The sequence below is a fragment of the Nocardia sp. CNY236 genome, from assembly GCF_000482385.1.
Taxonomy (GTDB): Bacteria; Actinomycetota; Actinomycetes; order Mycobacteriales; family Mycobacteriaceae; genus Nocardia.
Genome location: NZ_AXVD01000026.1, coordinates 48,936 through 71,284, shown reverse-complemented (window position 1 = coordinate 71,284; position 22,349 = coordinate 48,936). Strand labels below are relative to the sequence as shown.

Below are 22,349 nucleotides of genomic sequence, written 5' to 3'. Positions count from 1 at the left end.
CTCACCGTGGTCGGATCGTATTCGTTCACGATATCCACGCTGCACAACTCACCACAGGCGGATTCACTGAGAGTTCGTAGGAACCGACGCTCACCGGCCCGGGGCCAACACACAGATCGAGACCAACTGTGCGAGCGGATTTTCGGAGTTCCGAACCACCGTCGGCGCCCGTTACCGGGTCGGCTGACAGCGGTAGCCGTGACCATAAGCCGATCTGAGCGGGCGGACGACCGGTCCGCCCGCTCCGCGGGCCGTACGCGTGTCCCGCATTCAGTTGTCATAGGAAGCGACGCCGACCGGGCCAACACCGATACAGAGCTCGAGACCTGGTGTGTGCGCGGAAATTCGGAGTGCAGTTCCACTGCCGACGAGCCGAACGAAGACGGTATGCATCCCGGACCGGACCGGCACCGCAACCGCTGGTCCGTACTCGAGGCCGAGAAATATCCCGCCGTCTCGGTTTGCGACGTAGTTCAGCTGCGCAGTCCACTCTCGCTCGATCATCGGACCATCGAGCGCGAGCGTCACCGAGGCGCTTCCACCGACTCGGTACCCGCAGTCCGGCTCGGGTCCGGGAACGATCGCCCGGTTCCACCACACTGCCGCGTCCACGATTTCACCGGAATTGGTGATCATCCGCAGGTGTGGTGTCGTGGCAGCGAATGCCCCCGGGGCGGCGACGGGTGCGAGTATTCGGCTGGTCAGGTTCTGCGGATGTGCCAGCGGGTTGAGCACATTCCACGGAACTTCCTGGTCGAGCAGGGGTGCGCCATCCGAATTCTGCAATGCCGACTGCACGTTCGTGAGATAGGCCCGGGTCGGTCCGACCTGCCACGCCCGGACAAAGGAGTAGGTGGACCACAGACTGCACACCAGCAGCAACACCAACGCCGCGACCGCCATCCGGGCACCCGCACGGCCATGGTGCTCGTCTGCCATGTGCAGACGCGGACGGGCACGAGCCGCCAACGCACCCAATGCGGCCAGCACCACGGTCAGGTCGGCGACATAGCGAAGTGACTGCATCAGCTCCGTCGCGGTGTTCGGTCCCGCTCGGACCAGCGCCACGACCACCTGCGTGATCAGCAGATACAGCGTGGCCGCCAGCCACAACGACCCCACACGGACGCGGGCTCGGACCGACACCACCACCATGGCAGCCAGCGCGAGCCAGGCACACGCCACTGCCCAGCCCGGGGGATCTGCCCAGGGCGCCGATGGCAACCACCGCTCCCATACCCAAGGGCCGCCGAACAGTGCGGGAACGATGCCCGACGATGCCGCACGAGCCACGACGGAATGCGGCTCACCCAGCTCGGACGCCGGTACGGGGCCACCGACCACTGTCAGATACACCACCGACCAGCACACCAGCACGATCGCCGATCCGGCCCACAAAGCCACACCCCGGCGCGCCACGACTCGGATCGGTTGGGTGTGCTCGTCGACGTATCGAGCCAACGCCGCAACCATGAACGCGACGAACGGAACAACCACCGACTTCTCGAAGAACAGCAGCGCAACGACGAACACCGCGATCCCCGACAGCGCGTACCGCCGCCGGCCGGTGCGGACCAACAAGACAGCATCGGTAGCCACCCAGGCAAGGGCGAATTGCAGCGGCAGAGCGTTGAGGGCAGCCGACCACCAGGCGAACGCGGGAATGGTCAATGGGCAGAACAGATAGAAGGCCAGTGGATACACCAACGCCCACCGCGCACCCACCACCACCACGAGTAGTCGCAGCACGGCCACTGCCGCCCCGAGCTGCAGCGCCAGGAGCACCACCATCGGTCCGGCCCACGCCAACGGCGCTGCCTCGGTCACCGCCCAGGCGGTTACGAACGCCAACGGCATGAAGTGCCCATCGTGGTCGTACAGCAGCAGATCCACCGACCACAGCCCGTATTCGGCTGCTCGACCGACCAAGATGAGGTCGTCCCAATAGAAATAGCCGCTGTCGGCCACCCACCATCGCACGGTGAGCTGCAGCAGGACGAGGCATCCGGCCACGATCAGCACCGGCCGCCCATTCCGGATCGTCGGCGCAAGCCGCGTGGTTGCCGCCGGGGGAACGCATTCGGAGGCACGCGAGTCGATGACCATGACTGCTGGTCGTATCACACGCCGTCCCCGACGTCGCGGCCGCTCACATTCCGACGACGTCGAGAACAGGAGGTGGATAGTCGGCCGGATCGACCTGCTCACGCCACGGCCGATGCACTCGGGGGCCGGGAAGGTGGGCGAGCTCGGGGAGCCAACGCCGCACGTATTCGCCCTCGGGATCGTACCGGTCGGCCTGGCGCAACGGGTTGAGCGTTCGATTCGGCCTGGTGTCCGTACCGGTACCCGCGACCCACTGCCAGTTGAGCTGATTGTTGGCCACGTCACCGTCGACCAGCCACCGCAGGAAATGCTCGGCACCGATACGCCAATGTACTCGCAACGACTTGGTCAGAAAGCTCGCGGTGATCAACCGCGACCGGCCCGGCATCCAACCTTCTGCCCGAAGCTGCCGCATCCCGGCATCCACGATGGGATAGCCGGTTCTCCCATCCCGCCACGCATCGACAGCCTGCGGATCATCGCGCCAGCGGATCGGCCGGTCGCGGTAATTCGACCACGCCGCAGCCGGCCGCGCGGCCAACAGTTGGTGGTTGAAGTCGCGCCAGGCCAGCTGCCGAGCGAACGCGTACCCGCCTTCGGTGGAGATGTCGACCCGGTGCAGCATCTCCGCCGGCGACAAACAGCCGAAATGCACATAGGGCGACAGTCGCGAGGTCGCATCGGCAGCGAGGGCATCGCTGTCACGGTCGTAGTCCTGGATCGGCCCGGACAGCCAGTCGCGCAGTAGGGTTCGTCCCGTGGTCTCACCACCGACCCGCAGCCGAGGCGACGTCGGCCCGGCGCACAACACACCGGCCGTCGGCAGCGGTGAACTCGCCACCGCTGGCACAGCGAGGTTGCGCGGCCTGCCGAGCAACCTCCGATGATCGGCCGCGACCCATCGCCGGAAATACGGGGTGAACACGGCGAAATGGTCGCGTCCCGTAGCGGGTACGAGCGTCGCCGGATCGGCGATGGTGATGGTGGCCGTATGGGTGTGCACCGCGCAGTTGCGCTGCGAAAGACGCTCGCGCACCGCGCTCTCGCGTCGCCTGCTGTAGCCGCTGACATCGGAGGCGATATGGACACTGGCGGCGTTCACGTGGGCAACCATCCGGTCGATCTCGGTGGCCGCATGGCCGCGACGCAGGATCAGTCTGCCGCCCACGGCGCGCAGTTCGGCATCCAACTCGGCCAGGGCCGCGGTCAGGAACCGAACCCGGTTCGCGGCCATGCAGCGCCCGGAGAGAATGCCCTCGTCGAGCACGAACAAGGGCACGACGGCAGAGCCCTCCCGATGGGCGGCTGTCAACACCGGATTGTCGCGTACCCGCAGATCCCGGGTGAACACGGCAATCGTGACGCTCACCAGAGATCACCTCGATCCGCGGCGCGACCATCGCCCGCGCCGCCAGCGAACGGCAGACCAGCACCGATCACAGCAAGCACAATGGAAGGATGCGGGTCTCGCCCCCTGTTGTCGGTGACGTCAGATACAAGCACGCATTCTGGCCTGCTGCCGCGATCTCCGCACGCACCTGCTGCCAGCCGTCTGCGTCCAACCTCGCCGCGCGGGCCAAGACGAACCCGGTGACCCTGGTCGGATCGGTGACGATCGCCCACGAGTAGTCCGGGCCGAGTGCGGTGACGATGTAGTTGGTGGGTCCTTCCACGCCTTCCTGAGTCGGCACGCTGGGGAAGCTGACGTGCAATTGCGCCCCGGTCTGCCGATCGTTGACCACCGCGGTCCCGTCGATTTCATTGACCGTGTTCGCCCAGGTGATACAGGAGTTGTGCACCGCGATATTGCCCTGCGGGTCACGTGCGTAGGTGGCTTGCGTATCGCGTGCACACACGAGATTGAAGTACTGCGGAACCGCGGCCAGTTGATTCCACGTGCCGAGATATCGGTTCAGGTCCAGATACGACACCGGTACAGGGCCGGCGACCGGGCTCCGTGGCGGGACCGCCGCCGCGCTGCCCACAGTCGGAATCAGCCCCATCAGTACGAGCATCACCGCGATGGTCGGGTGTGTACATGCACGAAGCATTCGGCGACTGGTCACGCTGACTCCTCGAGAATCGACGATGCGGACCGCGGGATCATACCGAGCCGACAGCGGCGTTCACGCTGGATATCGCGGTGCTGTCACACATCTGCAGTCTCGGTGTGTCCTATCGAATTCAGCCACTGTATCTGCCCAGCAGGTGCCGCAACGTGGGCTCCAGCGCACCTGTCCGGAAACGGTGATCGACCTGTGTCAGCCGAGCGGGTACGACACGCTGGTTCGCCGATGCCATCTCCCGGGCGCCTTCACGCCCCAAAACCAGGGCGAGACCGAAGTCGGGCACTGGGACCAGCGCCGGGCGGCGCAGCACCTCGGCGAGGATCGTGGTGTATACAGTGTTCCGAACCGGCTGCGGGGCAACAGCATTGATCGGACCGGACAGTTCGACATCCCAGAGCGCCCGGTGGTAGACATCGACCAAGTCGTCGATGCCGATCCACGACACCCACTGACGGCCATCGCCGATACGTCCGCCCAAGCCCACAGTGAACAGGGGACGCAGCAAACGCAACGTGCCGCCGCGGGGGGACTGCGCGATTCCGGTGCGTACGCGGACCACGCGAACCCCCGATTCGGCGGCCGGCGTCGTGGCAGCCTCCCAGGCGTCCACCACGTCGGCGAGAAAGCCGTCGCCCCGCGACGCGTCCTCGGACAGCATCTGCTCGCCACGGTCGGAGCCGTAGTAGCCGATCGCGGAAGCGCTGACGAATACCGGCACCGCCGACCGCGCGGCGAGCTCGGCGAGCGCATGCGTCGGCCCGATCCGAGTGTCGGCGATGGCGCGCTTGTGCGCCGCGGTGAATCGACCCGCGATCGACGCGCCGGCCAAGTGCACCACCGCATCTACGCCGTCCAGCAGATCCGGTGCAGGAGCGCCGGGTTCCCAGCGTCTTTCGTCCGACGCGCGCGGCACACGCCGCACCAGTCGCAACACGCGATGTCCTCCGGTGGTGAGGAAAGCGGTCAGCGCCGAACCGACCGAGCCGGATGCCCCGGTGACAGCGATGGTCTTGGACACGAACCCCTCGCGCAGCGCCCGCGAGTGGGCCGCCAGGTCGTCGGCGAGCTGCCGGTGACGGTAGATGAACATCGGTCGCAGCAACGTCGCCGGAACCGGTGCATCGATGCGGTCCACGACGCGGGTGTGCGTTCGATCCACGACCTCGAATTCATGCGTGTGCCGCCACGGCAGCAGCCCAGCCGGCAGCGAGCCGATGCCATTCACGCCGACCGTGTCGACGAATCGGTGTGGAGGGTCATAGGCTCGCGGGTCGTGCCGGGCCACCCAACGCAGCCCGCCCGGGAGGCCGAGTATCGCGTGTCCGTCCGACAGCGAACCCGCTTCGAGGCGCGGCGACACCGGCTGCCACGGCGGGGCCAGGCGGGTGAGTGCCCCCGGGCGGGCGTGCCATGCGAACACCTCGGACCGAGGACAATCGATGACGCTCGAATACTCGATGCCCATGGCTCGACTGTATCCCGAAGACCACCCTAGCCAGCGGTTGTGCACCGTTCGCGGGCGTGTATCCGGCAGATGCGAAACAGCCGCTCGAGCGAGTACCGGTCCGCCTGGTCGCCTATCGAATGGACGGCGGCACGAGAACTCGTTCTATCATGTGCTGAGTCGTGCTCGCGCCAATGGAGGTACCGCCATGCCGTTGGACCCATCGGCCACCGCGCTGCTCACCGCAGTTCAAGCGTCGCCCCGAGCCGTCGCGGCGCACGACAGATCCGCATGGGTCGACCTGTTCACCGATGACGCCCGGGTCGACGACCCGGTCGGCTCACGACCGCACGTCGGCCGCGCCGCCATCGAGCGCTTCTACGACACCTTCATCGCGCCCAACGTGATCACTTTCCAGGTCGACCAGGACGTGGTGCACGCACGGACGGTGCTGCGTGATCTGACCGTGGTGACCACGATGTCGACCGGCGCCACCATCATGGTCCCCATGCACCTGCGCTATCGACTGGTCGAGCGAGGCGGCAACTGGAAGATCGCCCATCTGGCCGCGCACTGGGAACTGGGCAGCATGGTCTGGCAGCTGATCCGTACCGGACTACCCGGTCTGGCTGCCGGGCTGGAACTCGGTTGGCGCCTGATCGTCCAGCACGGCCTCGGCGGAGTGCTCGGCATGACGCGAGCGCTGCTCAGCGTGGGGCGTCGCGGAAAGATCACTATGACAAGGGTCTTCACCGCCGCTGCGAACACCGACTTGACCAGTGTCCGTAGCGTGCTCGGCCACAAGGCCGACATCGAACTGCCGGTCGGAACGTCGATCTCGGTGGAGGAATTCACCAATGTGGCGCGAAACATGCAATGGAACAAAATGATCGCCTCCGGTCGGACGGTGACGGCAAGCGTCCGGGTCAGCGACGCCCGTGGGGTTGCTGTGGCGGAGTTCGACGCCGACAACGACCGCGTTGCGACGCTCCGGTTCTATCTCGATGCAGCATGATCCGAGCCGGGGAGACCGTACAGTCGGCTGCTCACCGGCAGCGCCATGTGCTCGACATGTCAGCGGCACCGCCGCGGGGGGCCGGCCGGGGTCGTTCGATCACCGTGCGCTGACACCGACCGCGGGCCCCCGCGCGGGACTGCCCGAAGATCCCGCCGAGGATGGAGGCATCATCCCTCGCTCGGGGGATGCGCACATGCTGGCTCTCGAGCACAGTTATCGGTCGGCATACGGGGCCGGGCGGGTTGAGCTCGCGAGGATCGCCCACGACACTCGACCTCGAGACGTGAGTTAAGGCGGTGGCGGATCCTTGGACGTGAGCAGGTCGCTGGCCCGACAATCGCTGTTGGTGGCGGTGGTGGCCGCGCTGATCGATGTGGTGGTGTTGTCGTTCTACGGCGCGTTCGCCGTGGCCCCATGGCAGACGGGCCTCGCTGTCGCCACGATCGTCGCGGCCGACCTCGCGTTGGCCGCGCCACCACGGACAGCGGGTGTGGTCGCGATCGTGCACGTGCTGGCGCGCTTGTCGGCCGGACTGTTGCTGTACCGGCTCGGCTTTCTGATCAGGTTCGCCGATATCGGGTTCGTGGTGGCCGGATATCGAGCCGGCGCCTGGCTTTCCGGACCGAAATCGGTGTCGACCATGGTGCTGATGTGCGGCGGATTGGCCTCGGCGCATCTACTCACCAACAGTCCCACTGCGCAGGACTGGCTGCTGCTGATCGCGATCACCGCATCCGGGGGGTGCGTACCGTGGCTCGTCGGCCGCTACACCGCCGCGCGGGGCGCCTACATCGCCGAACTCGAGCAGCACGCTCAATTGCGCCAACAAGAACACCGGGCCGCACTCGACCGTGCGGTGGCCGACGAACGAGCTGCCATTGCGCGTGACCTGCACGATGTGATCTCGCATCATGTCAGCGCGATCGGCATCCACGCGGGCGCGGCCAGGCTGGCTCTCGGTGGCGGCGCCGACGCGACCGTGGCTCGGTCGTTGTCCGCCGTGGAATCCAACAGCAGAGCGGCGATGGTCGATCTGCGTCGGCAGCTCGACCTGCTGCACGGGCGCGACGACGACGGGCAACGCCAGCCCGGGCTCGCGGATATCGATGGGCTGATCGACCACGTCCGCGACGCCGGTCTGGATGTCACGCTGACCATCCGAGGAACCCCACGGGAACTGCCGGATTCGCTCAGCATCACGCTGTATCGCATCGTGCAGGAAATGCTCACCAACGCGCTGCGCCATGGCGACGGCACACACGCATCCGTGGAAGTGGAGCACCTGTCGAACCGGGTGGCGCTGAGCGCAACCAATCCCCTGCCGCCGGAATCCGCTGTCGACCACTCCGGCGCCGATACCCCGGTCTCGCGCGGGCTCGGCGGGATTCGCCGCCGTGTCGAACTCTTCGACGGCGAACTCACCTTCGGTCGGAGTTCCAATCACTGGCAGATCACCGTATCGATGCCGATCGGAGGAACATGAACTCCCCCACGCGTGTACTGATCGCCGACGACCACCGTATGTTCCGGTCGGGCCTGCGGGCGGTCATCGACAGTCAGGCCGACTTGGACTGCGTGGCGGAGGTCGGAAATGGCCGTGACGCGGTCGCCGAGACTGCTCGGCTGCGGCCGGACGTAGCCATCCTGGACGTCCGGATGCCGAAGCTCGACGGTCTGGCCGCGACCACGGCGATCGTTGCCGCAGGGGGAACACATGTCCTGGTACTCACCACCTACGACAGCGAAGCAAATCTGTATCGCGCGTTACAGGCCGGTGCGAGCGGCTTCCTGCTGAAGAGTCTGCCGCCGGAAGAATTGGTCGCCGCCGTCCGCATCGCGGCGCGCGGCGATGCGCTGATCGACCCGTCGATGACTCGGCGACTGGTATCCCGGTTCGCGAGCATTCTCGCGCCAGCACGCACCCCCAGCGAGGTACACCAGCTCACAGCTCGGGAGCAAGAGGTATTGCTGCTGCTCGCCGACGCGCGGAGCAACGCCGAAATCGCTGCCGAACTCGGAGTCGGCGAAGAAACGGTGAAGACCCATGTCTCCCGGGTCTTGGCAAAGCTCGGGGTCCGGGACCGGATTCATGCGGTGGTCTATGCCCACCAGCATGGTCTGGTCTCTTCCGGACGCCGCCCATCGGACTGACGACACGGCGCGATCCGACCATCCGATCGGTGCTCGATCCTGTGTCCCCTGGACTTTCGATCTGTGCCGGCGGGGCGGTGCACGTCACCACCCCACCGATATGGTTCAGGCGCCGGCGGGCGAGCTGACCTTGGTTGCGGTATCTATCACGCCGAATACCTCACCCTGTGGCCCCTGAACGACGCCCATCCGGCCGAACGGACTGTCGTCCGGTCCGGATCTGAGGGTGGCACCGAGATCACGTGCCGTGGCGAGCACGGCGTCGGTGTCGTCGACCTGGAACCACGCCAACCAGTGGGACCGATTGTCACCCGGAACGGCCGTCGAATCGAAGATGCCACCGACGCCGTCACCATCGTGGGTCGGGCTGAAGGTGGAGTAGATGAAGTTGTGCCCATCCCCGATTTCGGTGTAATGCCAACCGAAGACGTCGGCGTAGAACTCCTGTGTCCGCTTGTAGTCACGGGTGTGCAGCTCGGCCCAGCAGTAGGTGCCGTGTTCGTTGTAGATACCCGCGCCGGGATGGGCTCGGGCTTCCCACACTCCGAACACCGCGCCGGTCGGGTCGGCTGCGACGGCCATGCGGCCGGCGTCGAGTGCGTCACGCGGTTCCAGCATCAGCGAACCGCCGGCGGCGGTGAGCTTGCCGGCTATGGCATCGGCGCTCTCGACAGCGAGATACGTCGTCCACGCCGACGGCGTGTCCTTGGGCTTGGGGCCGATGCCTGCCACAGCACGACCCGCACGCATTGCCATCAGATATCCACCCGACTCGGGCGGACTTTCGGTGAACTTCCAGCCGAACAATTCCCCATAGAACGTCTGTGCTCGCGCCGGATCGTCGACGTCGCCGCCGACCCAGCATGGCGTTCCTTGCGACCAATTTCCATCATGAGTGGGCATCGCATTGCCTCCTGACATGAGATGCGCGCGTGCGGCCGATCCAGCCAGCACACAACCAGTCAACCACTCGACGCAGCCGAGTTGAACCGCTGAGGCCAACGACCCCGAGTGATCCGAACATGAGCAGCCGAACACCCGAGCGGTTCGATACCCGAGCCGTTCAAAAGGGAATCCCCTGACAGACCGAAACAGAATCCCCCGATCGATCCCCGAACAGAACAGTCCCCGGTAGCCTCTTTCGAACCCGTAAGTTTCAGTCGTCGCTGACAACTCCGGTATTCGATTGGCTTGCCGGGGGCCTAGGCCGGATCTTGAATTGCCGCCACAACACTCTTCAGACGTCTCTTCCGACTGTCGCAACGCCGTTTCGGTGTTCCGGTGTAACCACCAGTTTCCTCCGATTTCACCGCTAGTCAAGAGGTCAGTGGCGCTGAATGCGACCGATTTCACCAGCTACCCATGTGGCAGGGCTTGGGTGATACACCACAGGCGTCGTGGCAGATCGCCCTCCTCGAAGGCGTACACCTCCGTCAGAATCCACCCTTCGGCAAGGGAATCGACCAGATACCGGGTAAAGAAATGCACCGCGAAGCCGCTGTGTTCGTAGATGTCGTCGCCGTGAGCCACCCCGGCGCCGTAGTGGGCATCATCAGTGTGCCGAACGGTGTAGACGAGGACGCCGCCAGGCCGCAGGACACGGCGCACCTCGCCCACGATGGCGCGGATCTGCGGGGTGGACAATGCCATGCACAACACCATGTGCGCGAACACCGCGTCCTGGGAGGCGTCCGGCCACGGCAGTGGGTCACGGACGTCGTGCACCAGGGCAGTGACGCGTGCGTCGAGGCTCTGCGCTCGGGCGGCAGCGCGCAACTGGTCCAATCCGGCCGAACTGAAATCGATGGCGTGGACGGTGAATCCCTCGCGTGCGAAGAACAACGCGTCACGGCCGTGCCCGGCGCCGAGTTCCAGTACGTTCGCGCTGCCCGCCATGCGAAAGACTTCGGCCGCGCGCCGCGCGGCGGCCGAGGGCTCCGCTCCGTACATCCCAGGGTGGGCGGTGTAGGTGGATTGCCAGTGCACGTGCTGGGCGTCGCCCAGGTCACGATCGTCGTCGACCATGTCTCGCCATTTCCCTTCACCGTCAACCGAAAGCGTCGACTCGTCTTCAGCTCGTCGTGGTATCGCCCTCACAGACCGATCGGTTCGTGGCACCGGCTTCCCGGAGGATGCGACGCAACTGGTCGCGTCCGGGCGCCCCCTCGAGACCCGAGGGTGTTCGGTAGAGCCGACACGTGAACGACACCATGTCCCCGGGCTCGGCGAACGGATCGCAACCGTCGATGAGAATCGTGGGGGATCCTGTGAAGCCCAACCGCGCGGCCTCGGCCAGGTCTGCGACGACCCGGGTGGTGAAGTCGGTGGCGGCCAGCCCGAGGTCGGTGAGCGCCCGACTCAGCTGCTGCTCGGCGAGGCGCTGGTGCGGGCAGTCCGGCACGACAAGGATCTCGATCAGCATTGTCGGACTTCGATTTTCATGTCGGAAGCCACACTCCCCTCGACCAATACCTGCCGAGATATATGTCGGCGGAAAAACATTCGAATTTCTTGTCCTCGGAAAATACCTGAAAACCGTCGAACTCGATTCTATGGCCCGACACTCCCCGCCCGATCGGTAAACGGCTCACCACCGATGCCCGATGTGGTCTCCGAGGTAACAGCGCGAACACGGATTCGGCGGAAGAAAATGGACCCGAGTCAGATCTAGAACCGAAGATCTGACTCGGGCCCTCAGTAGCGGGGACAGGATTTGAACCTGCGACCTCTGGGTTATGAGCCCAGCGAGCTACCGAGCTGCTCCACCCCGCGTCGGTGAACACAACATTACACACGGGTACACGGAGTCAGCAAATCAGCTGGTCAGCCCAGTAGTCCACACTGCCCGACCTCGACTACGCCAGCATGCGGCGCCACCGGAGATATCGAGACGGCCAGGAATGTCCCCTGGTCGGGGCAGGTGTGAGGCGGCGGGACCCGCCCACGCCCACCGCCCACACCCTGCAGCGGCGCGGCAGTGTTGCAGTCCCGCTTTCACAGTGATGTCGGCCACATAACGATAGGACAACTCATCCCGCAAACAACAGATAGCCGGTCTTTCCCGACTGCGAGGATGCCGATATTCGCGTCAGACGTTTCACGCAATTTCGGGTGTTATAGACACGTGATCTGCCGAGATCTCTTCGTTACGTCACTCCAGAGCTCGGAGCAACCGTGACGAGCTCGAACTCGACCCGCTGAACACCGGCAACCCTGTCCCGCGGTTCGAGGAACCTCGACGACCTGGGGACAGGGACACGGCGCCCGAACGCCGTGCCGGCGGGCGCAGGGAAGGAAGCGACCATGACCGAGAACCGGAAGTTCAGCACCCACGCCCTCTGCTTCGCCGCCCTCACCGGTGCCCTTGTGGCGATTCCGTTCACCTGCGCCACAGTCTCCGTTGCCGCGACCCCCACCCACGACTGGGATGGCGTGGCGCAGTGCGAAAGCGGCGGCAACTGGGGGATCAACACCGGAAACGGCTACTACGGCGGCCTGCAGTTCTCACACAACACATGGACCGCGAACGGTGGGCAGGGCTACGCGCACACCGCGAGCAAGGAAGAACAGATCCGGGTCGCGGAGAACGTGCTCGCCGCACAAGGCCCAGGCGCATGGCCGTCCTGCAGTCGGTATCTGCGTCCCGGGACCTCGGAGCCGGAATCCGTTGTGCAACCGGAATCGGTTGTCCAACCGGACACCGCTACCGAACCGGACACCGCCACCGAACCGGACACCGCCACCGAACCGCAACAGGGCATCCAACCGGAATTCGACCCCGAGTCGGAGCTCGCGACCCGACCAGAGGCGTTCACGCCGGACCCCGATCCGTCCACCGTCGAGGTTCCCGACGGCGTTCGAGAGGTTCTGGAGCAAGCGAAGGCCACCTTGGCGCTACTGGCCGAACGCTTCGGCCTCGACACCCAGTACCAACAAATTCTGGACCTGGACTGGAACAGCGCCCTGGGAGACCTGGTCGTGCGGTACGGCCTCGAAAACACGATGCCAGCAGATGTCGGGCAGATCGACTCGATCGAACGCTGACCCGCGCCCGAGCATCCAGAGGGCCGGCGGAACTGTCGCGGCGGCCCTCTGGATGTGACACCTACGGTCTGGATGGTAGCCGCATTCAGCGGCCGGCGTCCTGGTATGCCTTGACTGCGGCGTCCAATTCATCGAGTGCTCGCCCGAAGTCCTGGAAGTTCCCGGTACGCATGGCAGCTCGCACGTCTTCGATCTTTCGATTCAACTCGGCCGCGGCGGCATCCTTGGCCGCAGACGAGCCGGTCTCGGGCGTTACGACAGTCGCGGGTGGCGGACCGTCGGCGGTGGCGTCGGCATCGCCGCTGGCCTCTTGCGACGACTGCACGGCGCCGGGTTGCGGTCTGGTGGCCGAGTCACCACCGAACGGTGTCGCCAACGCGCCGGCGCCCGGTATCACCTGATCCAAGGCATCGGCCAAAGTGGAGGCATAGCCCACCTTGACACTGCCGGCCGCGTCCCGATAGCTCACCAGCACCCGCAGCAACTGTGGGAAGGTCGCGGTGTTCGGTCCGGTGTTGCGCTCGTTGTAGAACGGCTCCACATACAGGATGCCGCCGTCGGCGATCGGCAGAGTCAGCAGGTTGCCGTACCTGATCTTGTTCGAATTGGACAGCAACGTCTTCTCGCGCGAAACTTCCGGCGCCACCGTCATGCGGTTCTGGGTCTGCTGCGGACCCAGCGTCTGGGTATCGGTGGGCAACCGCAGAATAGTGAACTTGCCGTATCCTTCGGGATCCGAGCGCACCGAGATGTATGCCGACAGGAACTCCCGGTTGTATCCCACCATCGCGCTGGTCAAATTGAACGTCGGCTTCTTCGTATCCGGGTCGCCCAGCAACACGTAGTAAGGCGGCTGGTTGGCAGTGTTACCGCCCTCGGCCGTCGGATCTGCGGGCACCGACCAGAACGCATTGTTGGTGAAGAACTCGCGCGGATCGTTGACGTGATATTTGGTCAGCATCTCGCGTTGGACCTTGAACAGATCCTCCGGATACCGGAAGTGCGCTCGCAATTCCGGTGAGATCTCACCCTCCGGCCGCACCGCATCGGGAAACACCCCGCGCCACGCCTGCAGCACGGGATCCGACGAGTCCACCTCGTACAGCGTGACGGTGCCGTCGTAGGCGTCGACGGTCGCCTTGACCGAATTGCGGATGTAGCTGACCGATTTACGCGGCAACAGCCGTCCGGTCTTCTGGTCGATACTGTCCTCGACCGCTCCTTCCAACGCGGTGCTCTGCGCGTAGGGGTAGTTGTCCAAGGTGGTGTAGGCATCCACGATCCAGACGATCCGCCCGTCCACGACCGCCGGATAGGCATCCCCGTCTGCGGTCAACCACGGCGCGACCTTCTGCACCCGCTCGCGGGGATTCCGGTTGTAGATGATCTTGGAGTTGTCGCCGATGGCCGAAGAGAACAGGATGTTGCGCTCGGCGTACTTCGCCGCGAACGCGAGACGGTTGAACCAGTTGCCGATCGGTACACCACCGTCACCGGTGTAGGTGTACTGCGCGGTGTCGGAATCGTATTCGCGCGGACGCTGACCTTCCTCGGCGCCTACGATCGCATAGTCCGGATCGGACTGGGAGATCAGCTCACCAAAATACACCCGTGGCTGGTCCACCTTGATCTGCTGATCGTCCACCGAGGTGAACAAGTCGCTGACCATGAATATCGGATAGCCGCTGTCGGTGCTGCCTCCGGCCGCGTTGGGGTCGTCGGACTGTGGCTTGTTCACCCGGTTCGCTGGAGCGGCGACGAAGCCGTTGCCGTGAGTGTAGACCGTGTGCCGGTTGATCCAGTCGGTCTGATTACCGCTCAGCGAGGTCGGCGAGAGCTCGCGCGCCGCGACGATGTAGTCCTGCACATCGCCGTCGATGCTGTACCGGTCGATGTCCAACGACTCCGGGAAGCCGTAGAAGTTCTTGAGCTGACGCAGCTGGGTGAAGGTCGGCGACAGAATATTCGGGTCGAGCAGCCTGGCATTGCCGATGGTCACCGCGTCGGCGGGTAGGTCGAGCGGGCTCTTGTTGCTCTGTCCCTGATAGTCGCGATAGTCGATCTTGTCGTCGGTGATCCCGAACGCCTGCCTGGTCGCGGCGATATTGCGTTCGATGTACACGCTCTCCTTGTCCGCCGCGTTGGGACGCACGGAGAACTGCTCGACCACCAACGGCCACACGGCGCCGACCAGGATCGAGGACAAGAGCAGCAATGCCGCGGCCATCGCGGGCACGCGCAGATCACGGAGCACGACGCCGGCGAAGAACGCCAGCGCGCAGATCACCGCGATGGACAGCAGGATGAGTTTGGCCGGCAACACCGCGTTGATGTCGGTGAACGAGCCGCCGGTAAAGGTGGGTTCCTTACGGCTACTGGACAACAGCTCGTATCGATCGAACCAGTATGCAATGGCCTTGAGTAGGACGAACAGCCCCGCGAGCACGGCCAGCTGGATGCGCGCGGGCCGCGTCAGCGCACCGTCGCGTCCACTCAGCCTCAGGCCGCCGAAGATGTAGTGCGTGACCAGGCTGGCGAAGAACGCGATGACCACCGCGACGAACAACCAGTTCAGCACCATGCGGTAGAAGGGCAGGTCGAAGGCGTAGAAACCGACGTCGAGTCCGAATTCGGGGTCGGTCTGGCCGAACGAGCCGCCATTCAGGAACAGCTGCGCCGTCACCCAATTCGACTGCGCCACCAAGCCGGACAGCAAGCCCAGCAGCACCGGAATGCCAACGCCGAACAGCCGCAGCCTGCTCATCACGGTGGTCCTGTACCGGGCGATCGGATCGTTCGGCCCGGTCACCGGCACGAACACCGGCCGGGTTCGATAGGCCAGCAGCAACGCCAGCCAGATCACCACGCCGACGAAGGCCGCCACGACGAGAAATAGCAGCACGCGCGTAACAAGGACGGTCAGATACACATCACGGAAGCCGACCTCACCGAACCATAGCCAGTTCGTGTAGGTATCGGTCAACCGTGGGCCGAGTAGCAGCAGTGCTGCCAGGATGAAAGCCGCCACCAGCAGCGCACGGCTGCGTCGGGACAGCGAGGGTAAGCCGGTGGGGGGCTTCATGCCCACGATGCCACTCTCCAAAGTCCGGCGACGCTCGCACCCATAGGCCCGGTCGATGCGCCGCAGTCCGATGTTCCAGGTCGGTCCCTTCCGGACCGTCGTCGGCCCTACTCTACGGAAATCGGACACGGTACAACCGACAGGGCCGCGAATGGCACGCGCAACGATCATACGTCCGAGTTCGCAGCACGGATGTCGGCTGGTTTGATTGGATGGGGCTGTGACCTCAGATCTGCATGCCGAACTCGTGCTCGCCCGTTCCGTTCGGGAGGTGGCGGAATTCGTCGATGCCGAGGGGTGGGGGCGCCCGCCGCACATGTTCGCGCTGGTACCGACAGCGGATCTGATGGCCGCCCAACCGGACCTCGCCGATCAACTCGACCCGGGCGCCGAGCTGACACCGGTTGCGCAGGATTCGTTTCTCGGGGACACCCCCGGCGAATCGAAGCCGCTGGACGAGATGCTGGCCACCATCAGTTGGCCGGCGGCCGTGCAGGGGTGCCTGCTGGTACAGGAGATCGTAGTGCTCCCACCGGATGCCGAATCGGCGCTGGACGACGCACTCGTCCCGGTTCTGGCCGACGCGGACGCCGCCGATGCCGCCGCGCGCGCCGCCGCCGAGGCACACCCTCGGCGTCGAGAGGCACGACTGTTCACCGCCGTCCTGCGGTCGGGCGCCTCACTGAGCCTGCTCCACCTGCGGCCCGACAACGCCGAGAGCGCCGACTCGTCCGGCGACCTCGATCTGCGTACCTACCCGAATCTGGCGCCCAACCTCGTCGAGGCACTCCACCACACACTGGCCTGAGCTGTTCACCCGCAACTGGCGGGCTCCTTACCGGCGGCCAGATCCTCGAGCGACTGCACTGCGCCGGCCAAGTCGTCGACCTTCACCAGGCGCAGACCTTCCGGCGTCCGTTGCCTGGCTTCGGCGCAGTTGGCCGCAGGGACGAGGAAGGTCTGTGCGCCGTCCTCTCTTGCTGTGATCATCTTGTATTGGATACCGCCGATCGGGCCTACCGTGCCATCCGGATCGATGGTTCCACTACCGGCAACGAACCGGCCGCCGGTCAACTCGCCGGGACTCAGCTTGTCGATCACAGCCAGACTGAACATCAATCCCGCCGACGGGCCGCCGACCTCGGCGAGATTGAAGGTCACCCGCAGCGGCGGGCGTGCGCCGGCGCGCAGCCCTATACCGAGAAACCCCTTGGTGGCGTCGTCGGGGTGGGCGCCGAGGACGATCCGAGTCGTCCGCTCGACGGTGTCGCGGCGATACACCACGGTCGCCGGGCTCCCTGGGGTTCGGGAGGAGATCGTGGCGACGACGTCCTCGGGCGTGGTGATCGGCGTGCCGTCGATACCGACCAGTTCGTCGCCCACACGCAGTACGCCGTCGGCCGGGCCGGTCTCGCTGACCCGATTCACCAATGTGACGACGGGCAGATCGAGATGGCGCAATGCAGCGATCTCGGCGTTGCCCTCGGAATTCTCGAATTCACGTTGGTGGGACTGCTCGATCTCCTCGCGGGACAACCCTGGCGGGTAGATCTGCGAACGTGGCACCAGACCGTACGATCCGCTGGCCCAGAATGCGAAGGCCTCGAAGATAGTGATCCCGTCCAGTACCGACACGGTGGTCATATTGAGGTTGCCGGTGGTCGGATCCAGCTGCGCACCCTGCACGTCCACCACCTGCCTGTCGTCCAATTCGCCCAGTGTGTTGAAGGTCGGACCCGGACCGAGCGCGACGAACGGGACGGTGACCGCGGTGCCCACAGCTGCGAGCACAACGACCGGGAGCAAGGCGGCCACCACAGTGAGGATCCGACGATTCACCTGGACCACAGTAGTGATCGCCCAGGTCGCACAGCGGGGCAGTCACCATCTGCACCTCGGAAGTCGTCGATTTCGCGCCGCGCGAACGTCGAAGCGCTGCAGCATACGCGTAGATTGAACAGTATGAGTGAGCTCCCCTTCGGATTCTCGAACCGCGACGACGACGGACGTGAACGCGGCGACGAGCCGAGCGGTTCCGGACCGAACGATCCGCTCGGTTTCGGGATCGGTGGGTCCGGCGCGGGTGGATTCGACCCGACGCAGCTCGGGCAGATGCTGACCTCGCTCGGCCAAATGCTCAGCGGCCTGGGACAACCCGGGGCGGCGAAGGCTGGACCGGTGAACTACGACGTCGCCAAGCGACTGGCCCGCCAGCAGCTCGGCTCGACCGTCACCCCGGTGAGTGCGGGCACCATGAGCGCGATCGGCGATGCCGCGCATCTGGCCGAACTGTGGCTCGACAGCGCCACGACGCTGCCCGCTGGCGCTACCAAGACCGTGGGGTGGACCGCCAACGACTGGATCGAGCAAACTCTGCCCACCTGGCAGCGGTTGTGCGACCCCGTGGCGGAGCAGATTTCCGGAATGTGGACTGCAGCATTGCCCGAGGAAGCAAGACAATTCGCCGCACCGATGGTCGGAATGCTCGGCCAGATGGGCGGACTGGCCTTCGGCTCGCAGCTCGGCCAAGCGCTCGGCCAACTCGCCAAAGAAGTGCTGACCTCGACCGACATCGGACTACCGCTCGGACCCGTAGGCACGGGCGCCTTGTTGCCTGCGGCGATCTCGGAGTTCAGTGCGGGCCTGGAGCAACCGGAGAGTGAGATCCTGGTGTTCCTCGCTGCGCGGGAAGCAGCTCACCAACGGCTGTTCGGACATGTGCCATGGCTGCGCCAGCAGGTCCTCGGCGCGGTCGAGGACTATGCGCGTGGGATCCGCATGGACTTCTCCGCTCTGGAGCAAGCGGCGCAAGGGGTGGACCCGATGTCGCTGACCGACCCGACGAAGCTCGAAGAGATCCTGTCGCAGGGCACGTTCGAGCCGCAGACCACGCCAGAACAGAAGCAGGCGCTGGAGCGGCTGGAGACATTGTTGGCGCTCATCGAAGGCTGGGTGCAAGTGGTGGTCGCCGACGCCGTGACAGATCGGTTGCCCGGAGCGGTCGCGTTGGCCGAGACGCTGCGTCGCCGGCGCGCAACCGGTGGCCCAGCCGAACAGACCTTTGCGACTCTGGTCGGCCTGGAGTTGCGTCCACGCAAACTCCGTGAGGCAGCGCAGTTGTGGCGCCGGCTGACCACCGACGCCGGGATGACCGCACGCGATCGCGTATGGGCGCACCCCGATTTGCTGCCGGATTCCACCGACCTCGACACCCCTGCAGGGTTCCTCGACTCGGTGATCGGTGGCCAGGCCACCGCGTTCGACGACCCGATCGCACAGCTGGCCGAGACCGAGGCGCGCGAGAAGGCCGAACGCGAGCGCAACGACGGCGATGCCGGCAACAGCAGCCCGGCCCCAGGCAGCGGCACCTGAGCCCGACAATGGCTCCCGAGCTGAGCTGTGGATACCCCGCCCGCAGTGTGGATGACCTGGGACGACCGCTGATTTCGTCGCCAGGAACCCACCTGGGGGCTCACATACTGCTGAGATGGCAACCACACGTCGCGGCCCGCGGTTGCGTCCGCGGGTCATCGTTCTGATCCGGCCGACCGGCGTCGTACAACTCGGGTGTGACCCCGAGACCGCGGTGACGCTCGGTCCGGAAGGCATGGACACCGAAACCGTGCTCACCTTCCTACGGCTGCTGGACGGTCTGCGCACCAAACCACAGATCATCTGGCGAGCCGGTGAATGCGGTATCGATCCCGACCACGCCGTGGCGCTACTCACCCTGATCGACGACGCCGGGCTACTCGATCATCCGGAAGACCGGGCGGGGCGCGTTCGAACTGTGCGGGTACATGGGCTGGGACCGCTGTCCGATGCGGTCACGGGTGGACTGCAGGCGCTGGGGATTCGCCCCAGCCACTCACGCGACTATCCCTTCGGCGTGGAGACGGTGCGCACGTGGAGATCGGATATGGTGATCCTCGCCGACACACTGATGCCCGATCCTCGGTTGGTCAACGATCTGTTGCTGTATCGCATCCCTCACATGCAATTGCGCATCCGTGACAACAAAGGAGTCGTCGGGCCGCTGGTATTGCCCGGCGCCACGAGCTGCCTGCGCTGCGCCGACCTGATCCGAGCCCAGAACGACACCGAATGGCCGCATCTGGCCGCCCAACTGCTCGGTCGGGTCGGCCACGCCTCCGTCGCCGGGATCACCGCGACCGCCGCGGTCGCTCTCGGCGAAATGGAAGCGATCCTGGATTGTTCACCGCGCCGCGCTCCGACCACGCTGAACGCGACCCTCGAATTGGATCTGGACTCGCATGTTCTCGACCGACGGGCGTGGCACCGGCATCCCGAGTGTGCGTGTGCGCAGGTCCGCGCACGATCTGCGCCCGAGGACCCGGCGTGATCGATATTGCCATAGCAGATCCACGGCCTCGTCGGCCATGATGGGTACGTGTCAGAGATCGCGCGCCGTCGCTCGTCCCGCAACGCCAAGTTGGCCAAGATTCCCCTCGGCATCGCCGGCCGGGCCGCTATGGGGTTCGGTAAGAAGCTCGCCGGGGGCGACAGGTCCGAGATCAACGCGCAGCTCAATCAGAAGGCCGCCGAACAGTTGTTCACTGTGTTGGGCGAACTCAAAGGTGGCGCGATGAAGTTCGGACAAGCGCTCAGTGTGATGGAAGCCGCAGTCCCGGAAGAGTTCGGCGAACACTATCGCGAGGCCCTGACCAAACTGCAGGCCGCGGCGCCACCGATGCCCGCTGCGACGGTTCACCATGTGCTCGACCAGCAGCTCGGCCGCCAGTGGCGTACGCGCTTTCGTGATTTCGACGACACCTCGGCGGCATCGGCCAGCATCGGCCAGGTACACCGCGCGGTCTGGTCGGATGGGCGTGAGGTCGCGGTGAAGGTACAGTATCCCGGCGCGGACGAGGCCCTGCGTGCGGACTTGAAAACGCTGTCCCGGATGACCGGCTTGATCTCGTCGGTGATCCCCGGAGCGGACGTGAAGCCGATTCTCGCCGAGATCTCCGAACGCACCGAAGAAGAGCTGGACTATCGCAACGAGGCCGCCAACCAGCGCGCCTTCGCCAAAGGCTTCGACGGTCACGGCGAGATCGTGGTGCCCAGGGTGATAGCGAGTGCACCGAAGGCCATCGTGACCGAATGGCTCGATGGCACTGCCGTGTCGTCCATCATCGAACACGGCGCACAGGATCCGATGGGTACCCGGACAGTGCGTGATCGGGTCGCGGGCTTGATGGGGCGATTCCACTTTTCGTCACCGGAAGTCGTGGGACTGTTGCACGCGGACCCACACCCGGGCAACTTCATGCTGCTGCCCGACGGCAAACTCGCCGTCATCGATTTCGGAGCCTGCGCGCCGATGCCCGACGGCTTTCCGCCGATCTTGGGCAGAATGTTGGCCCTTGCGGTGGAAGAGCGCTTCGAGGAGCTCACCGGGCTGCTGCACGATCACGGATGGGTGATTCCTGGCCGAACCGTCACCCACCAAGAAATCGCCGACTACCTGCGGCCATTCACCGATCCGATCCAGACCGACTCGTTCCACTTCACCCGCCGGTGGATGCAGCGGGTAGCTGGCCGAGCGTCCGACTTCTCCAGTCCGGAGATGAAAACTGCACGGGCACTGCAACTTCCAGCCGACTACGTGATGATCTTCCGGGTGCTCGGAGGATCCGTGGGCATCTTGGCCCAATTGGACGCCGAGTTGCCGTTCATGCAACTCGTTCGTACCTGGGTGCCGGGGTTCCGCGAGGAGCGCACCGCCTCCTGATCCGCGGCGAGTCAGGCTGGTAGATGCCCGGACGCAGGCCGGCCGCTCACCGGGCATGGGTGAGCGGCTGGCCTGCTTTCTCGTTCGTCGACTCTACGTCCGTCGGTCCCGCAGGGGTGGCACGTTGCGGAACCGAACTGACGGAGTACATCGACCGGAGGGAGCGATGACGGTATCTGGCGGATACCGTGTGGATCTGGGATTGTGGCGAGACTTGTGCAACCGAGCCCGCCTCGCCCGCGAGGTTCTCGATCACCCGACAACCGCGACCTTGCGCGGCCGCCCACGAGGACGCTTGCGGGCGATGACCGCGCCCTGGTCGAAGATCTCACCACCCCAGACACCCCACGGCTCGCGCCGATTCATGGCGGCACTCAGGCAGCCGGTGCGGATCGGGCAGGTCGCGCACAGCGCCTTGGCCCGCTCCAACTGAACCGGGTTTTCCGCGAACCAGAGGTCCGGGTCGGCGGCTCGACAAGGCAGAACCTCGGTGAGCTCCTGGGCCTGGGTATCCGACGCCACGGTGCGGCATGTCACATCACTGGCGGCCTGTGGCCAATTCTGTGCGGCTAGCACGTCGTTCTCCTTCAGCTTGTTTGCAGCGGTTCGTTTCGTTGTGCCGCGAAACCGCTGCCGGCATATGGCTGAAGGCCAAAAAATTGGCCACGGTTTCGCTGCTG

18 protein-coding genes and 1 tRNA gene are annotated in these 22,349 nt (G+C 65.3%); 8 read left to right on the top strand and 11 right to left on the bottom strand.

Annotation, left to right across the window (positions count from 1 at the left end; all coding sequences use genetic code 11):
- Positions 1-270: 270 nt before the first annotated feature.
- The 4 genes from K940_RS0114880 to K940_RS0114860 all read right to left on the bottom strand — a co-directional run bounded on the left by K940_RS0114880 (position 271) and on the right by K940_RS0114860 (position 5,640).
- Entirely contained in the window at positions 271-2,106 is a 1,836-nt protein-coding gene (locus tag K940_RS0114880; RefSeq protein WP_231390382.1) for a hypothetical protein, read from the bottom strand.
- 43 nt (positions 2,107-2,149) lie between these two features.
- Entirely contained in the window at positions 2,150-3,475 is a 1,326-nt protein-coding gene (locus tag K940_RS0114875; RefSeq protein ID WP_028478200.1) for a deoxyribodipyrimidine photo-lyase, read from the bottom strand.
- A 67-nt stretch (positions 3,476-3,542) separates the two neighbouring features.
- On the bottom strand, positions 3,543-4,172 hold the full coding sequence (locus K940_RS0114865; protein ID WP_231390381.1) for a lipocalin family protein: 630 nt from the start codon (positions 4,170-4,172) through the stop codon (positions 3,543-3,545).
- A gap of 118 nt (positions 4,173-4,290) precedes the next feature.
- Positions 4,291-5,640, bottom strand: a complete 1,350-nt coding sequence (locus tag K940_RS0114860) for a TIGR01777 family oxidoreductase (RefSeq protein ID WP_028478198.1) — start codon at positions 5,638-5,640, stop codon at positions 4,291-4,293.
- Positions 5,641-5,827: 187 nt separating this feature from the next.
- Between K940_RS0114860 and K940_RS0114855 the strand changes: the two genes are divergently transcribed.
- The 3 genes from K940_RS0114855 to K940_RS0114845 all read left to right on the top strand — a co-directional run bounded on the left by K940_RS0114855 (position 5,828) and on the right by K940_RS0114845 (position 8,788).
- Entirely contained in the window at positions 5,828-6,634 is an 807-nt protein-coding gene (locus K940_RS0114855; RefSeq protein ID WP_028478197.1) for an SgcJ/EcaC family oxidoreductase, read from the top strand.
- 316 nt (positions 6,635-6,950) lie between these two features.
- On the top strand, positions 6,951-8,120 hold the full coding sequence (locus K940_RS0114850) for a sensor histidine kinase (RefSeq protein WP_155980876.1): 1,170 nt from the start codon (positions 6,951-6,953) through the stop codon (positions 8,118-8,120).
- Entirely contained in the window at positions 8,117-8,788 is a 672-nt protein-coding gene (locus tag K940_RS0114845; protein ID WP_028478195.1) for a response regulator transcription factor, read from the top strand. The genes K940_RS0114850 and K940_RS0114845 overlap by 4 nt, the downstream gene beginning before the upstream one ends.
- A gap of 105 nt (positions 8,789-8,893) precedes the next feature.
- Here K940_RS0114845 and K940_RS0114840 read toward each other — a convergent pair whose 3' ends face one another.
- The 4 genes from K940_RS0114840 to K940_RS0114825 all read right to left on the bottom strand — a co-directional run bounded on the left by K940_RS0114840 (position 8,894) and on the right by K940_RS0114825 (position 11,560).
- The gene (locus K940_RS0114840) at positions 8,894-9,691 is read right to left on the bottom strand and encodes a VOC family protein (protein WP_028478194.1); all 798 of its coding nucleotides are present in this window, start codon (positions 9,689-9,691) and stop codon (positions 8,894-8,896) included.
- Between the two features lie 453 nt (positions 9,692-10,144).
- Positions 10,145-10,813, bottom strand: a complete 669-nt coding sequence (locus K940_RS0114835) for a class I SAM-dependent methyltransferase (protein ID WP_028478193.1) — start codon at positions 10,811-10,813, stop codon at positions 10,145-10,147.
- Between the two features lie 46 nt (positions 10,814-10,859).
- Complete coding sequence (locus K940_RS0114830) at positions 10,860-11,210, bottom strand: hypothetical protein (RefSeq protein ID WP_028478192.1); 351 nt, start codon at positions 11,208-11,210, stop codon at positions 10,860-10,862.
- A gap of 276 nt (positions 11,211-11,486) precedes the next feature.
- Positions 11,487-11,560 (bottom strand) — tRNA-Met (locus K940_RS0114825).
- A 531-nt stretch (positions 11,561-12,091) separates the two neighbouring features.
- On the opposite strand from K940_RS0114825, the gene K940_RS34115 reads away from it, so the two are divergent.
- Positions 12,092-12,832, top strand: a complete 741-nt coding sequence (locus tag K940_RS34115; protein ID WP_051407213.1) for a transglycosylase family protein — start codon at positions 12,092-12,094, stop codon at positions 12,830-12,832.
- An 85-nt stretch (positions 12,833-12,917) separates the two neighbouring features.
- On the opposite strand, the gene K940_RS0114815 is transcribed toward K940_RS34115, so the two are convergent.
- Positions 12,918-15,920 carry a UPF0182 family protein gene (locus K940_RS0114815; RefSeq protein ID WP_028478191.1) on the bottom strand — a complete coding sequence of 1,001 codons (3,003 nt, stop codon included), beginning with the start codon at positions 15,918-15,920 and terminating at the stop codon, positions 12,918-12,920.
- A gap of 214 nt (positions 15,921-16,134) precedes the next feature.
- Between K940_RS0114815 and K940_RS0114810 the strand changes: the two genes are divergently transcribed.
- Complete coding sequence (locus tag K940_RS0114810; protein ID WP_028478190.1) at positions 16,135-16,722, top strand: PPA1309 family protein; 588 nt, start codon at positions 16,135-16,137, stop codon at positions 16,720-16,722.
- Positions 16,723-16,727: 5 nt separating this feature from the next.
- Here K940_RS0114810 and K940_RS0114805 read toward each other — a convergent pair whose 3' ends face one another.
- Positions 16,728-17,753: a PDZ domain-containing protein gene (locus K940_RS0114805; RefSeq protein ID WP_028478189.1), complete on the bottom strand. Its 1,026-nt coding sequence runs from the start codon at positions 17,751-17,753 to the stop codon at positions 16,728-16,730.
- A 123-nt stretch (positions 17,754-17,876) separates the two neighbouring features.
- Between K940_RS0114805 and K940_RS0114800 the strand changes: the two genes are divergently transcribed.
- From K940_RS0114800 to K940_RS0114790, 3 genes are all read left to right on the top strand, one after another.
- Entirely contained in the window at positions 17,877-19,286 is a 1,410-nt protein-coding gene (locus K940_RS0114800) for a zinc-dependent metalloprotease (protein ID WP_028478188.1), read from the top strand.
- Positions 19,287-19,401: 115 nt separating this feature from the next.
- A complete protein-coding gene (locus K940_RS0114795; RefSeq protein WP_028478187.1) occupies positions 19,402-20,277 on the top strand; it encodes a hypothetical protein in 876 nt (291 codons plus the stop codon).
- Positions 20,278-20,325: 48 nt separating this feature from the next.
- The gene (locus tag K940_RS0114790; protein ID WP_028478186.1) at positions 20,326-21,669 is read left to right on the top strand and encodes an AarF/ABC1/UbiB kinase family protein; all 1,344 of its coding nucleotides are present in this window, start codon (positions 20,326-20,328) and stop codon (positions 21,667-21,669) included.
- A gap of 252 nt (positions 21,670-21,921) precedes the next feature.
- Here the strand turns inward: K940_RS0114790 and K940_RS0114785 are convergent, their stop codons facing one another.
- Positions 21,922-22,245: a WhiB family transcriptional regulator gene (locus tag K940_RS0114785; RefSeq protein WP_028478185.1), complete on the bottom strand. Its 324-nt coding sequence runs from the start codon at positions 22,243-22,245 to the stop codon at positions 21,922-21,924.
- Positions 22,246-22,349: the final 104 nt, after the last annotated feature.

Excerpts from the sequence above, each read along its gene's own strand:
- K940_RS0114830 (WP_028478192.1), bottom strand. The coding sequence starts at position 11,210 with ATGCTGATCGAGATCCTTGTCGTGCCGGACTGCCCGCACCAGCGCCTC.
- K940_RS0114860 (WP_028478198.1), bottom strand. The coding sequence starts at position 5,640 with ATGGGCATCGAGTATTCGAGCGTCATCGATTGTCCTCGGTCCGAGGTG.
- K940_RS0114880 (WP_231390382.1), bottom strand. The coding sequence starts at position 2,106 with ATGGTCATCGACTCGCGTGCCTCCGAATGCGTTCCCCCGGCGGCAACC.
- K940_RS0114845 (WP_028478195.1), top strand. The coding sequence starts at position 8,117 with ATGAACTCCCCCACGCGTGTACTGATCGCCGACGACCACCGTATGTTC.
- K940_RS0114855 (WP_028478197.1), top strand. The coding sequence starts at position 5,828 with ATGCCGTTGGACCCATCGGCCACCGCGCTGCTCACCGCAGTTCAAGCG.
- K940_RS0114795 (WP_028478187.1), top strand. The coding sequence starts at position 19,402 with ATGGCAACCACACGTCGCGGCCCGCGGTTGCGTCCGCGGGTCATCGTT.
- K940_RS34115 (WP_051407213.1), top strand. The coding sequence starts at position 12,092 with ATGACCGAGAACCGGAAGTTCAGCACCCACGCCCTCTGCTTCGCCGCC.
- K940_RS0114800 (WP_028478188.1), top strand. The coding sequence starts at position 17,877 with ATGAGTGAGCTCCCCTTCGGATTCTCGAACCGCGACGACGACGGACGT.
- K940_RS0114840 (WP_028478194.1), bottom strand. The coding sequence starts at position 9,691 with ATGCCCACTCATGATGGAAATTGGTCGCAAGGAACGCCATGCTGGGTC.
- K940_RS0114835 (WP_028478193.1), bottom strand. The coding sequence starts at position 10,813 with ATGGTCGACGACGATCGTGACCTGGGCGACGCCCAGCACGTGCACTGG.